The organism is Streptomyces sp. NPDC017520 (assembly GCF_044329855.1).
Lineage (GTDB): Bacteria > Actinomycetota > Actinomycetes > Streptomycetales > Streptomycetaceae > Streptomyces.
Genome location: NZ_JBIRKB010000015.1, coordinates 70,456 through 82,950, shown reverse-complemented (window position 1 = coordinate 82,950; position 12,495 = coordinate 70,456). Strand labels below are relative to the sequence as shown.

At 70.8% G+C, this 12,495-nt stretch carries 13 protein-coding genes; 6 read left to right on the top strand and 7 right to left on the bottom strand.

The window, feature by feature from the left end; genetic code table 11:
• Positions 1-34 precede the first annotated feature (34 nt).
• The 3 genes from ACH4KB_RS29445 to ACH4KB_RS29435 form a co-directional block, all read right to left on the bottom strand.
• Positions 35-889, bottom strand: a complete 855-nt coding sequence (locus ACH4KB_RS29445) for an alpha/beta fold hydrolase (protein ID WP_398068880.1) — start codon at positions 887-889, stop codon at positions 35-37.
• Between the two features lie 88 nt (positions 890-977).
• Positions 978-1,775 carry a hypothetical protein gene (locus ACH4KB_RS29440; RefSeq protein WP_398068963.1) on the bottom strand — a complete coding sequence of 266 codons (798 nt, stop codon included), beginning with the start codon at positions 1,773-1,775 and terminating at the stop codon, positions 978-980.
• A gap of 1,085 nt (positions 1,776-2,860) precedes the next feature.
• On the bottom strand, positions 2,861-3,127 hold the full coding sequence (locus ACH4KB_RS29435; protein WP_398068879.1) for a hypothetical protein: 267 nt from the start codon (positions 3,125-3,127) through the stop codon (positions 2,861-2,863).
• Between the two features lie 57 nt (positions 3,128-3,184).
• On the opposite strand from ACH4KB_RS29435, the gene ACH4KB_RS29430 reads away from it, so the two are divergent.
• Entirely contained in the window at positions 3,185-3,778 is a 594-nt protein-coding gene (locus ACH4KB_RS29430; RefSeq protein WP_398068878.1) for a DUF4240 domain-containing protein, read from the top strand.
• Positions 3,779-3,796: 18 nt separating this feature from the next.
• Here ACH4KB_RS29430 and ACH4KB_RS29425 read toward each other — a convergent pair whose 3' ends face one another.
• Positions 3,797-4,210, bottom strand: coding sequence for a DUF5958 family protein (locus ACH4KB_RS29425; protein WP_398068877.1), 414 nt, complete (start codon positions 4,208-4,210; stop codon positions 3,797-3,799).
• A 463-nt stretch (positions 4,211-4,673) separates the two neighbouring features.
• Between ACH4KB_RS29425 and ACH4KB_RS29420 the strand changes: the two genes are divergently transcribed.
• The 3 genes from ACH4KB_RS29420 to ACH4KB_RS29410 all read left to right on the top strand — a co-directional run bounded on the left by ACH4KB_RS29420 (position 4,674) and on the right by ACH4KB_RS29410 (position 6,306).
• Positions 4,674-5,159, top strand: a complete 486-nt coding sequence (locus ACH4KB_RS29420; RefSeq protein ID WP_398068876.1) for a helix-turn-helix domain-containing protein — start codon at positions 4,674-4,676, stop codon at positions 5,157-5,159.
• Positions 5,160-5,194: 35 nt separating this feature from the next.
• Positions 5,195-5,815 (top strand): hypothetical protein, encoded by a 621-nt coding sequence (locus tag ACH4KB_RS29415; RefSeq protein WP_398068875.1) that lies wholly within the window; start codon positions 5,195-5,197, stop codon positions 5,813-5,815.
• 146 nt (positions 5,816-5,961) lie between these two features.
• Positions 5,962-6,306, top strand: coding sequence for a DUF2516 family protein (locus tag ACH4KB_RS29410; RefSeq protein ID WP_398068874.1), 345 nt, complete (start codon positions 5,962-5,964; stop codon positions 6,304-6,306).
• On the opposite strand, the gene ACH4KB_RS29405 is transcribed toward ACH4KB_RS29410, so the two are convergent.
• The 3 genes from ACH4KB_RS29405 to ACH4KB_RS29395 all read right to left on the bottom strand — a co-directional run bounded on the left by ACH4KB_RS29405 (position 6,288) and on the right by ACH4KB_RS29395 (position 10,322).
• Positions 6,288-7,715, bottom strand: coding sequence for a PP2C family protein-serine/threonine phosphatase (locus tag ACH4KB_RS29405; protein WP_398068873.1), 1,428 nt, complete (start codon positions 7,713-7,715; stop codon positions 6,288-6,290). The genes ACH4KB_RS29410 and ACH4KB_RS29405 overlap by 19 nt on opposite strands.
• Positions 7,716-8,073: 358 nt before the next feature.
• Complete coding sequence (locus ACH4KB_RS29400; protein WP_398068872.1) at positions 8,074-9,162, bottom strand: NlpC/P60 family protein; 1,089 nt, start codon at positions 9,160-9,162, stop codon at positions 8,074-8,076.
• 374 nt (positions 9,163-9,536) lie between these two features.
• Positions 9,537-10,322 carry a class I SAM-dependent methyltransferase gene (locus tag ACH4KB_RS29395; protein WP_398068871.1) on the bottom strand — a complete coding sequence of 262 codons (786 nt, stop codon included), beginning with the start codon at positions 10,320-10,322 and terminating at the stop codon, positions 9,537-9,539.
• A 189-nt stretch (positions 10,323-10,511) separates the two neighbouring features.
• Here ACH4KB_RS29395 and mshA point away from each other — a divergent pair, with 189 nt between their 5' ends.
• Both mshA and ACH4KB_RS29385 read left to right on the top strand, forming a co-directional pair.
• A complete protein-coding gene (mshA, locus tag ACH4KB_RS29390) occupies positions 10,512-11,903 on the top strand; it encodes a D-inositol-3-phosphate glycosyltransferase (RefSeq protein WP_398068870.1) in 1,392 nt (463 codons plus the stop codon).
• A gap of 42 nt (positions 11,904-11,945) precedes the next feature.
• Entirely contained in the window at positions 11,946-12,458 is a 513-nt protein-coding gene (locus tag ACH4KB_RS29385) for a YbjN domain-containing protein (protein WP_398068869.1), read from the top strand.
• Positions 12,459-12,495 lie beyond the last annotated feature (37 nt).

Sequence of the window (12,495 nt, the reverse complement as noted above, 5' to 3'; positions counted from 1 at the left end):
GGCCAGCGTGCTGCGAGGCCGGCGTGCCGGGAGGTCAGCGTGCTGCGAGGCCGGCGAGCAGCTCGGCGGCGGGCTTCGGGTGGACGAGCCAGCGCAGATGACTGCCGGCGAGGGTCCGGACGTCGAAGGGGTTGTCGGGTGTGAGCGCGTCGGCCTCGCGGATCATGCGGTCCTGCACGGCCGGCGGAACGCTGGCGTCGTCGGCCAGGCGGACGTAGGTCCTGGGTATCCGGCCCCAGGTCGTTGCCTGTGCCCGGTCGGCGGCCGTACCGGCGTCGAGGTTCTCGTCGCACTGGAAGGTGCTGAGGAAGGTCCGGAACTCGTCATCGGTGAGGTCGGCGGCGAAGGCCTGCTTGAGCAGGGCGAGCGCCGTCGGGTCGGCCGTGCGGAAGTTGAATCGCAGCAGCCCGAGTTCGGCCGGGTTCCCGACGAGTGCGGCAGTGAGGGCTCCCGCGTCGACGTCGGCCATCTCCGGCTGGGCGTAGTAGTCGCCCACCTCCAGGTCGACGGGGCACCAGGCGGAGACGTAGACGATCCGGTCGACCAGGTCGGGCCGGGCGTTGGCGACGGCGGTGGTCGTGATGCCGCCCCTGCTGTGGGCGACGAGAACGGTGGGGCCGTTCCGCTTGGCCCTTTCGAGGACGTGGATCACTCGGGCGGCGTTGTCCGCGAGCGTGACTCCTCTGATGCCTCCCGGCTCCGTGGCGAGGGCGGCTGGATCCTGGGGGGCCTGGTAGGACGCCGGCGACGTCGCCTCGAATCCGTGCCCCGGAAGGTCGACCGCGACCGAGCGGTGCCCGAGCAGGGCGAGTTCGGCCTGTAGAGGCGCGAACGAGAAGGAATTCGCGAAGGCCCCGTGGACCAGGATGAACGTCGGTTGAGTATGCATGCTTCAGCCTCCAACAGAACGATCTTCGGAACAAGATCCGCCCGGCGGGAAGGCGCGCGCCGTGAACCCCGGGTCGGCCCCCGGCGGTTCAGAGCGTGAGTACGGGCCGGGTGGAGAAGTCCTCGCAGAGGCCCTCGCCGTCCGGGCCGTACGCGAACTCGGCCATGGAGGGGTTGCGGTTGGCTGTGGCCAGGGGCAGCCACGCCAGCACCCAGCCATAACCTCCGCACACCGACTCGCCGCCGTCGCCCCCATGCACCGCGGTGACGTCGCTCGTCAGCTCGGTGCTGTAGGTGTCATAGGCGATGCGCAGGCCGAAGCCGCTCAGTTGTTGATGCGGGCCGGTGTCGTCGTCGTAGGGGACGCCGCCGGTGGGGCAGTCGTCGCCCCACCGGAACAGCGTGTCCGCTCCGGCTCCGCAGGCGTGCTCCCACTCGTCGGAGCTCGGCATCCGCAGGCCGCGAGCCGCGAGGACGGCCGGCATGGCGGCAGGCAGCTCCGTCAGATTCTCGTCCCTCACGGCCATGAGCACCGTGGCCAAGGTGACGCTGCGGCGGGGGCTGAGCACCTGAGCGAGGTGGGCTCGCAGATCGGGGCCGTAGCCGAAGCCCTGTTCCAGGCTCTCCGCGTAGTCGGCGGCCTGCTCGGGCGTGGGCTGCCAGGTGTCGAGATCCCATCCGAGGGTCACCGCGCCGCCGGGTATCAGGGCGAATGACTGCCCGTCCCGCTCGATCCGCACCCGGTGCAGCGGAGCACCGAGATGCTCAACGGTCTCCACGCCGGTCACGCGGCCATCCACCTGGTGCGCGGCCTCTTGGGCGATGCGGCGTGCGGCAGGCAGCTCGAAGGACCGCCATTGGTCGAGAGTGAGATCAGCGAGAGAGATGGGCCGAAGTGTCACACCCGGGTCTGACACGGCTCACGCCCCAAGTCCGGCCCCGGTCGGCCCCGGTCGGCCCCGGTCGGCCCCGGTCGGCCCCGGTCGGCTCAAGACCCGCTGTCGGCCGCGCAGCCGGCGCCGGCTATCAGCCCCTGCGCCGGTGCCCGCGAGAAGGCCGAGTAGTCCTCGATGCCCGCCCACCCGCGTGGTTCGAGGAGCCACAGTCCCATGGCCGGTCCCGACATACCGCCCCCAGAGCCTCGTGGCCCAAGTGCCACCGGGACCCGGTTCTAGCAGGTCCTGACGGCAGGCGCCTGATCATTGTGGGCCCGGCCCAAGCTCAAGATCGATTCCAGCGCTGGAATCGTCCGGTTCAGTCCCCCGGGCAGTTACCGATCGACGTCGACGGGAACTCCACGCGTCTGCAACCGGGCCTTCAGGAACTCCATCTCCGGCAACGTCCCCACCAGGCCATCCTCGCTCAGTTCCCCGACCAGTTCACGAGCCCGCGACAACGAGGCTGCTGCGATCTCCCGAAAGACCTGCAAAGCCGGGACGAGACTGGGAACCGAACCGACCAGCCGCAGTCTGACGGACCCATGCGCCGCGAGGAGAGCCTCCCGAACATCATCAGGTGCTGGTCCCGGACCAGCGTGTTCGCACAGGCGGGTGCCACAGGACCCGCAAGAGAACTCCGCATCCCACCACAACTCGTCGTGAAGGATGAACTGGTTCACCTGCCGATCCGCCATGCCGCCGCACGCGCAAGGCGATGCGATCTTCGCGGTCTGACCAGTCACCCGGGCTCACCGACGTTCCACTCCTGAGGCAGCTCCTCGCCGCAGAAGACGCACACGAAGTCCCTGCAGTGCGAGCACGCGACGTAGAGACGCCGCCGGTAGCGGATCACCTCGCCTCCGGTACGCGCCTCAATCCGGGAGACCGCTGGCAATAGCATCCGAAGGGTCTCGTGAGGGAGACCCGTCAGGAGTGCCAGCCGCGGCAGAAGCATCGGAGTCCTCCGGAACCCATGGGAATCCACCAGAAGTTCTGGGCTGAAACCTCTCATGTGAGTGATGCCGCGAGCCAGCTCAGTCAGAGTCTTCATGATCACTGTCGGCATCGTCCGAGACGGGTCGAAGCCTGCGACGCGCCGCGTCCAGGCGTTCGCTGTAGTCCGCTGCGAAGATCCCAGGCAGGGACTTGTCGAGAGTTCCGGCCAGCCTATGAATGGGAGCCCAGACCGCCTCGTCGTCGACGAGACGGTTGAGGTCCGTCATCTGCACTCGCTCCAGCCAGTCCGACAGGACCAGCGCTTCGTCAGAGGTGAGCTTGATGATGATCTCCGTGTTCTCCACTGCTCGAACATAATGCGCCGACCCTGCGGTGTCAGAGGTGCCTGGCACAGTGCCGCCGTGGACATCGATTCCTTCTGGAAGCTCATCGAAGAGTGCCGACGGCAGACGCGGGGCCGGGACGAACGTCTGACGTGGCTGCGTGACGAGTTGTCGCGGAGGCCACTGACAGAGATCGTGCAGTTCCAGGTTCGCCTGGACGAAGTGACGCGCGAAGCCTTCACCTGGGATCTCTGGGCTGCTGCGGAGCGGATCTTCGGCGGCTGGTGTTCGGACGACGGATTCTGCTACTTCGGTCTGTGGATGGTGGGGATCGGTCGAGAAGCCTTCGCGCGGGCAGTGATCGATCCCGACGCTCTGGCCGACACCCCAGAGGTTCAGTGCCTGGTGGGTCGCCCTCGGGAGCTCTGGAACGACGACTGGCCGGAGTGGGAGTCTCTCGACTACGTCGCCATGGAGGCGTATGGACTGCTCACCCGCGCGGACGACGACTGCGGCGACGCATTCCATGAAGCCGTCGAAGCCGAGCAGGGCGCTGTAGGCGGCAATCCAGGGCCGCGCGGCGAGCAGTGGGACGCGCGATGCGAAGAGGAGTCGAAGCACAAACTGCCGAGCCTGAGCGCGATGTTTCCCCTCCGGCCACTGGTCCGGTAGACGCGAAAGCGCGAGGGATCAGGCCGAGGCTTCGGGGATGTCGACAGACAGGTGATGCCACGCGTGGACGCAGCCGCCGGAGCAGAAGCGCTCTCGTCGGCGTTCGTCGGCGACGGCCAGCACCGCGATCAGTAGCCGGAATGACTTGAGGCGCTCGTCGTGCGGGGTGAGACCGGCGATCTTTCCGAGTTGCTGGTCGATCCGCCCTCGTGTGATCAGAACAGTCGGTGTGTGCGTCGCGCGAAGTCCGGCGCGTCGGATACTTACCGGGCCGTCCTCGGTGGTGGCGCGGGCCTGAATACAGAAATGTGACAGGAGACGCAGGGTGTTGGACTGCTCCTCGGTCGAGAGGCCCTCGAACCACTCGATGCCCTGTGGCATCGGCCGAAGCTCCTGGGCGAGCTCGTTGAGAATGATGTACGAATCAGCCATTCTCCCGCCCCCGTTGCGCTCGGTCCACAGACTTACCCGGTGTCATCGAAGCAGACCATCGGGCGCCTGGAAAGGCAGTTCGTCGGCTTCCAGCGGCGCTGAGTATCCACGTACCCAGTGGCCGGGGAGGGTGGCGCAGAGCGGCTCCAGGTCGGCGAGCGTACTTCCCCGAACGTGGTTCCCCGTGAGGTCGTGACGCGTGCCGAGGAGCGCATACGCCTCGCGCGACGCGGTCGGCGGCGTGAGCCCCAGCATCTCCTCGGCTCGCTCCAGCTCCGGACCGTACGGGCCGGCCAGCTTCGCCGGGACTTCGCCAGGTCGTTTGCCAGAACCACTGGGACTTGCCGCATCTACTGAGAACGGACACCAGCGTGCTCAGTCACAGGCACCCATTGCAGTGGCACGCGACACTTTTGCAAGCATGTGCTTGCAAAAGTTAGCAGAGGTGTTGCACTATCGGGTCATGGCATCACTCAACGTCGGCAATCTCGGGGAGTACCTGCGGGAGCAGCGCCGGGCAGCGCAGCTCTCGCTGCGGCAGCTCGCCGATGCGACCGGGGTGTCGAACCCGTATCTCAGCCAGATCGAGCGCGGTCTGCGCAAGCCCAGCGCGGACGTGCTCCAGCAGGTCGCCAAGGCGCTGCGGATCTCGGCCGAGACCCTGTACGTACGTGCGGGGATCCTCGACGAGCGGGAGCGGGAGGAGCTGGAGACGCGGGCGGTCATTCTGGCCGATCCGTCGATCAACGAGCGGCAGAAGAACGTGCTGCTGCAGATCTACGACTCCTTCCGCCGCGAGAACGGATTCGTCCCCGGGCCCGGTGCGGACGGGAAAGCGGACGTCGGCCCCGTCGCGGACGGCGGCCTCGCCGCGGACGCTGATGCCGGGCCCCGTAACGGCGCCGGCGCCGGCGCTGACGCCACCGAAGACCAAGACCCTCACAGCTGAACAGCTGGTTCTGATGATCCGGGAGGACCACAGTCATGGCCATCACCGATGACCTGCGCAAGACCCTCACCGACCCCACCCCCCTCTACTTCGCCGCCGGCACGGCCGACCTGGCCGTGCAGCAGGCGCGCAAGGTTCCGGCGCTGATCGAGCAGCTGCGGGCCGAGGCGCCCGAGCGGATCGACGCGGTGCGCAACACCGACCCCAGGGCCGTGCAGGAGAAGGTGACCACGCAGGCCAAGGAGGCCCAGGCCACCGTGCAGGCGAAGGTCACCGAGGTGTTCGGTTCGCTCGACGCCGCCGACCTGAAGAAGCTGGGCGAGAGCGCTCAGGACCTGGCACTCCGCAGTGTGGGCGTGGCCGCCGAGTACGCGATCAAGGCCCGGGAGACGTACGAGAAGGTCGCCGAGCACGGCGAGCAGACGGTGCGGACCTGGCGCGGGGAGACGGCCGAGGAGATCGTCGAGATCGCCACCGTCGTCGAGGCGGAGCCCAAGCCGAAGGCCGCTCCCGCCGCGAAGCCCGCGCCCGCCGCGACCAAGGCCGCGCCCGCCGCCCCGGTGGAGTCCGCCGCGACCAAGGCCGCGCCCGTCAAGAAGGCGCCCGCGCCGCGCAAGCCCGCGGCCAGGAAGACCCCGCCGCCCGCCGGCAAGTGACCCCCACGGGTCCTTCCGGTGCGCGGTTCGCGGGACGCGTGACCGGGGCGCGGGGCGGGCACCTTTACAGGTGGCCGGCTCGTTGTCCCGGTACCTTGGCCTTTCCGGCCGCAGGGCGCTCATCCACTCACTAGGCGGTACACACCATGTCCAGTCCGATTCATCAGCTCTTCAATCTGGCGATGCTGGTGCTGGCCGTGATCGCGTTCGTCTTCGCGGCGACCGCCCGTGAGGACGCCTACCGTGCTGCCGACAAGAAGCAGAAGCCCTTCTGGCTGCTGATCCTCGGCATCGCCGTCGTCATCGACCTGCTGACCGTGATGAGCCTGTTCTCGATGCTCTTCCTCCAGCTCGCCGGTGTGGTCGCGTCGATCGTGTTCATGGTCGACGTGCGCCCCGCGCTCAAGGCGGTCTCGGGCGGCGGCGGTGGTGGCCGCAGCGGTGGCTCCAGCAGCGACGGTCCGTACGGTCCTTACAACGGCGGGCGCTGAGCCCTCGCCGCCCTCACGGACGGGGACGGCGGCCGGTCGACGGACGCGGGGTGGGAGCGCGGTGCGCTGCCGCCCCATCGTCGTATCCGCTCCGGATCGCGGCCCAGCAGCAGGACCGCCACGTCGTCGGTCAGCTCGCCGCCGTGTCGCTCCCGCACCTCGGCGACCGCCGCCTCCAGCAGCTCCTCGCCCGCCAGCCCCTGTTCCAGCCGGCTGTTGACCATCGCGACCATGCCGTCCTGGCCGAGCCGCTCGCTGCCGCCGTTCCCCGCGCGCCCCTCGATGAGCCCGTCCGTGTACATCATCAGGCTCCAGGCGCCGCCCAGCTCGACCTGACGGCGCGGCCAACGGGCCCGCGGCAGCAGCCCCAGGGCCGGGCCGCCGTCCTCGTACGGGAGCAGCCGGGCGGGCAGGCCGTGGCGGGCGAGCAGCGGTGCGGGATGCCCGGCCAGGCAGAGTCCGGCCCGTCGCCCGTCGGGTGCGATGTCCACGGTGCAGAGCGTCGCGAAGATCTCCTCGCTCTGCCGCTCGTGCTCCAGCACCTGCTGGAGCGTGGAGAGCAGCTCGTCCCCGCACAGCCCGGCCAGGGTCAGCGCCCGCCAGGCGATCCGCAGCTCGACGCCGAGCGCCGCCTCGTCCGGGCCGTGTCCGCAGACGTCGCCGATCATCGCGTGCACCGTGCCGTCCGGGGTGCGGACGACGTCGTAGAAGTCGCCGCCGAGGAGGGCGCGGCTGCGCCCGGGGCGGTAGCGCGCGGCGAAGCTCAGGCCGGAGCCGTCCAGCAGCGGAGTGGGGAGCAGGCCGCGTTCCAGGCGGGCGTTCTCCTGGGCGTGCAGCCGGGACTCGGTCAGCTGGTGCTGGGCGATGTCGGCGCGCTTGCGCTCCACGGCGTAGCGGATGGCGCGGCTCAGGACGCGCGCGTCCAGCTCGCCCCGGAAGAGGTAGTCCTGTGCCCCGACCCGGACCGCCTCGGCCGCCAGCTCCGTGTCGTCCTGCGCGGTCAGCGCGAGGACCGCGTGCAGCGGCGCGATGCGGAGTACGTGGGTGAGGGCCGCCAGCTCGTCGGCCCGCGCGGAGACGGGCTCGGGCAGCTCGGGCAGCGTTCCGCCGGACGTGCCGGTGCCTGCCGTCCCGGCGTCCGTGGGGGGCGAGCCGGGGCCGGATCCGCCGCCCGTGAGGGGCAGCGCCAGGTCCAGCAGGATGCAGTCGACGTCGTCGGTGAGCAGCCGCGCGGCCTCGGTGAGGTTGCGGGCGGTACGGATACGGACCCGGGTTCCGGCCGCCGCCGAGAGTTCGGGGACCGTGATGGTGGTGCCCGCCGGGTCGTCCTCGATCACCAGCAGGGTGAGGTCGCCGTGCGAGGTCTCCGCAGCGGGAACGGCTCGCTGCTGCGGTACGGGTACGGGCATCGGTTCGAGTTTCCTTCCCTCCCCCCGAGGGCGCGGCGGGTCGACGATCGACGATCCGCCAGACGGGGACGATAGCGGTCCGCGGTGGGGGAACGGAATGGCGCCCCGGGACCGGTCCTCGCCGGACGCGCCGCCATAAGCCGCGTCCCCACACGGATCCGGCGCGGCGGTCGGCCTAACGGCGGAGAAGCGCGCATGACAAACATCACGCGCTCACGGGCGGCGGCGTGGCCCCGCTCACGCGGCCCCGCCCACGCGGCCCCGCTCACGGGCGGCGGCGTGGCCCCGCTTCACGCGGTCCCGTTCACGCGGCCCCGTTCACGGCCCCGGGAGGGCCGTGCTGCCTGTTCGGTCGGTCCTACTTGTCCGGGCGGACCACGCCGAGGATCTTCATCGAGCCGGCGCCGGCCAGCGTGACGTTGCGGCCGGGGCGCGGGGCGTGGACGATCGAGCCGCCGCCGACGTACATCCCGACGTGGCTGGCGTCGGCGTGGTAGATGATCAGGTCGCCGGGGCGCATGTCCTGGATGTCGATGCGCGGCAGCAGCCGCCACTGTTCCTGCGAGGTGCGCGGGATCGTGCGCTTCGCCGCCAGCCACGCCTGTGAGGTCAGCCCCGAGCAGTCGTACGAACCGGGGCCCTCGGCTCCCCAGACGTACGGCTTGCCTATCTGCGCCGTCGCGAAGGCCACCGCGGCGGCTCCGCCCTCGCTCGCCTCGCCGCTGACGTCCTTGACGGGGCCGGAGGAGAGCCAGGCGGTCTGCGCCCTGTCCGCGGCGTCCCGCTCCAGCTGTCGGAGCCGGTCGCGCTCCTTCTTCTCCAGCTGTGATTCGAGCTTCTCCGCCGCCTTGATCTGGGCGTTGATCTTCTTCTTGGCCTTGGCCTGCTTGACCCGGATCGTCTCCAGCTTTTCCCAGTTGGTGCTGGCGTCCTGGGTGTACGTCTCCAGGTCCTGCTGTGTCTGGGTCAGATCGGTCAGGAGCGACTTGGACGCCTGCTGGCTCTGGCGGACCTGGTTGAGCCCGTCCAGGAACAGCTTCGGGTCGTTGCTCAGGGCCAGCTGCGCGCCGGGCGGCAGGCCGCCGTTGCGGTACTGCTCGCGCGCCTGGGCCCCGGCCTGGTCCTTCAGGGCGGCGATGCGCGCCTGGCCGTCGACGATCGCCTTGGCCAGCTTCACGATCTCGCCGGACTGCTTCTTCGTCTGCTCTTCGGCGAGGTTGTACGCGTCCGTCGCCGCGCCCGCCTTCCGGTACAGCGTGTCGATCTGCTCCCGGACCTTTTCGAGGTCCGCGTTGGAGTAGCGGGGCGGCGAGCCGGCGGAGGCGGAGGCGGACGGGGAGGGCGAGGGCTCCGGAACCGGGGCGGCCATGGCCTGGCCCGTGGACGTCAGCAGGGCCAGCGCACAGACCAGCGTGATGGCGGCAGTGGCGCAGTGGCGTCGGTTCACGAGCTCCCCCTCCGGGTTGTTACTCCGGGCCCGCCTCCGGACGAAGGCGACAATGTGTATCTGATTTACCGTCAGTAACTTCTCGGCAACGTCGCGATCGTGCCATGTCGTCCCGTAAAGCAACAGGGGCCGACGGTACCTGACGCGTCACATACCGCCCCCACAGGGCTACTTCGTCATGATTTCCCCCGTCCCCCCGTCCTTCGTCCCTCTGCCCCCGTCCCCCTGCCCCCGTCCCCCTGCCCCCGTCCCCCTGCCCCCGCCCGCCCGGCGCGCGCTCCGCCGCGCGACCCGCGTCATCTCCCCTCACTGGGACGAACGGTGCCCCTGCGGCGTTCCCGGAGCGGAGGCTTTCTGCCCTTCCGGGCAAGGCCTCAGTGGCTGTTGGGCCGCAGCGCGTCCCACGGCACGGTGATTTCGCCCTGCCGCCACCGCCGTACCCCGTCCGTCACCGGCCAGTCGGCCGCCACCGCCCGCACCGCCGCGATCCAGCGCTGCCGCGCGCCGAGCGAGGCGTACGGGGAGGCCGTCGCCCAGGCCCGGTCGAAGTCCCGCAGGAACGCGTGGACCGGCTCACCCGGAACGTTGCGGTGGATCAGCGCCTTCGGCAGGCGTTCCGCGAGGTCCGAGGGGCGTTCCAGCGAGCCGAGCCGGGTCGCGAAGGTGACCGTGCGCGGCCCCTCGGGGCCCAGCGCCACCCAGACGTGCCGGCGCCCGATCTCGTCGCAGGTCCCCTCCACCAGGAGCCCGTCCGGGGCGAGGCGGGAGCACAGCCGCCCCCAGACCTCGGCGACCTGGTCCTCGTCGTACTGGCGCAGCACGTTCGCCGCCCGGATGAGCAGCGGCCGGACGTCCAGCGGTACCTCGAAGCCGCCGTGCACGAAGATGAGGCCCTCGCGGGCGTACGGCCGCGCGGCGGCGACCCGTTCCGGGTCGATCTCGACGCCCGCCACCACGGTGCGCGGCTCGGCGGTGCGCAGCCGGTCCAGCAGCTCGACCGCGGTCCAGGGGGCCGCCCCGTACCCGAGGTCGACGGCGACCGGCGTCCCGGCGCGGCGCAGGGCCGGGCCGTGCGCGTCGGCGATCCAGCGGTCCATGCGGCGCAGCCGGTTCGGGTTGGTGGTCCCGCGGGTGGCGGTGCCGATGGGGCGCTGGCGCATGGGTCGAGCGTATGCGACGGGGCGGCGCGGGGTGGAGGAGAGGGCGTCCCCCGCTGCCGTGCGACGCGCCGACCGGCAACGTAATGATTTGGCAAAGCGGAAATGAAAGACGGGATTCCACTGTTCTCGCCCTTCGGAGGACCTCCGTGCCCTCCGGTCAGCATGCCCCGATCGAGGAGGACCGACGAGGTGAGCCAGTACGTCTCCCGGCTCGGCTCCACCCGCACGGCCGCGCGCCTCAGGTTTCCCGGAGGCTTCTCCGGGGCCTCCCGCAAGCCCCGCCGCATCGCGATGCTCTCCGTGCACACGTCCCCGCTCCACCAGCCCGGCACGGGCGACGCGGGCGGGATGAACGTCTACATCGTCGAACTGGCCAAGCGCCTCGCCGCGATCAACATCGAGGTCGAGATATTCACCCGGGCCACCACCGGCTCGCTGGCCCCCACGGTCGAGCTGGCGCCCGGCGTCCTGGTCCGGCACGTCGACGCGGGACCGTACGAGGGCCTCGCCAAGGAGGAGCTGCCCGCCCAGCTCTGCGCCTTCACGCACGGCGTGATGCAGGCCTGGGCCGGTCAGCGCCCCGGCTACTACGACCTCGTGCACTCCCACTACTGGCTCTCCGGCCAGGTCGGCTGGCTCGCCGCCCAGCGCTGGGGCGTCCCGCTCGTGCACGCCATGCACACCATGGCCAAGGTCAAGAACGCCGCGCTCGCCGAGGGGGACACCCCCGAGCCGGCCGCCCGGGTCATCGGCGAGACCCAGATCGTGAACGCCTCCGACCGGCTGATCGCCAACACCGCCGAGGAGGCCGCCGAACTCGTCCGCTTCTACGACGCGGACCCGGCCGCGGTCGCCGTCGTGCACCCCGGCGTCAACCTGGACCGCTTCCGCCCCTTCCCCGAGGGCTCCGACAAGCTCCGTCCGAGGGATGCCCCATCCGCCCGCGCCGCCGCGCGGGCCCGGCTCGGGCTGCCGCAGGACGCGCTGATCCCGCTCTTCGCGGGCCGCATCCAGCCGCTGAAGGCCCCGGACGTGCTGCTGCGCGCCGTGGCGGTACTCCTGGACCGGGACCCGTCCCTGCGGTCCCGCATCCTCGTGCCGGTGGTCGGCGGCCCCAGCGGCAGCGGACTCGCCAAGCCCGAGGGGCTCCAGAAGCTGGCCGCCCGGCTCGGCATCGCCGACGTCGTGCGGTTCCACCCGCCGGTGGGCCAGGACCGGCTCGCCGACTGGTTCCGCGCCGCGTCGGTGCTGGTCATGCCGTCCTACAGCGAATCCTTCGGGCTCGTCGCCATAGAGGCGCAGGCGACCGGCACCCCCGTGGTCGCCGCGGCCGTGGGCGGGCTGCCGGTGGCGGTGCGCGACGGGGTCGGCGGCTTCCTGGTGCAGGGGCACGAGCCGGAGGCGTACGCCCGCGCGCTCGGGCGGTTCGCGGACGCGCCGGAGCTGGTCGAGCGGATGGGGGCGGCCGCCGCGGCGCACGCCCAGTCCTTCGGCTGGGACACGGCCGCCTCGGCCACCGCCGACGTGTACACGGCCGCGCTCTGCGACCACCGCCGCCGGGCCCGGACCCACCACGGCTGAGCCCGTCCCGTGCGTCCCGGCGACCTGTCGTAGGCTCGCCGTATGGCTGACGTACCGGACGAGACCGCAGCGGCCCAGGTCATCGAGGCGACGCTGAACGATGCCGGGCTCGCATGGGAGAGCCCGGGGCGCGGCAACTACGTCGTGACGCTGCCAGGCACCCGCAAGCTGTCGACGACCTGTTCGCTGATCGTCGGCAAGCACTCCCTCTCCCTCAACGCGTTCGTCGTCCGACACCCCGACGAGAACGACGCCGAGGTGCACCGCTGGCTGCTGGAGCACAACCTCCGCCTGTTCGGGGTGAGTTACGCGATCGACTCGCTCGGCGACGTCTACTTGGTCGGCAAGCTGCCGCTGTCGGTGGTCACCCCCGAGGAGCTGGACCGGCTGCTCGGCGTGGTACTCGAAGCGGCGGACGGGGCGTTCAACACCCTTCTGGAGCTCGGTTTCGCGAGCTCGATCCGCAAGGAGTACGCGTGGCGGGTGTCGCGCGGCGAGTCCACCCGGAATCTGGACGCGTTCAGCCATCTGACCCGGCGGCCCCCCGGCAGCTGACCGGCGCGTGCGTCACCTTCTCCGGGCGGCGCGGCTA

Coding starts and splice junctions, on each gene's coding strand:
- ACH4KB_RS29445 (WP_398068880.1), bottom strand. CDS start 889: ATGCATACTCAACCGACGTTCATCCTGGTCCACGGGGCCTTCGCGAAT.
- ACH4KB_RS29425 (WP_398068877.1), bottom strand. CDS start 4,210: ATGGCTGATTCGTACATCATTCTCAACGAGCTCGCCCAGGAGCTTCGG.
- ACH4KB_RS29420 (WP_398068876.1), top strand. CDS start 4,674: ATGGCATCACTCAACGTCGGCAATCTCGGGGAGTACCTGCGGGAGCAG.
- ACH4KB_RS29415 (WP_398068875.1), top strand. CDS start 5,195: ATGGCCATCACCGATGACCTGCGCAAGACCCTCACCGACCCCACCCCC.
- ACH4KB_RS29410 (WP_398068874.1), top strand. CDS start 5,962: ATGTCCAGTCCGATTCATCAGCTCTTCAATCTGGCGATGCTGGTGCTG.
- ACH4KB_RS29405 (WP_398068873.1), bottom strand. CDS start 7,715: ATGCCCGTACCCGTACCGCAGCAGCGAGCCGTTCCCGCTGCGGAGACC.
- ACH4KB_RS29395 (WP_398068871.1), bottom strand. CDS start 10,322: ATGCGCCAGCGCCCCATCGGCACCGCCACCCGCGGGACCACCAACCCG.
- ACH4KB_RS29385 (WP_398068869.1), top strand. CDS start 11,946: ATGGCTGACGTACCGGACGAGACCGCAGCGGCCCAGGTCATCGAGGCG.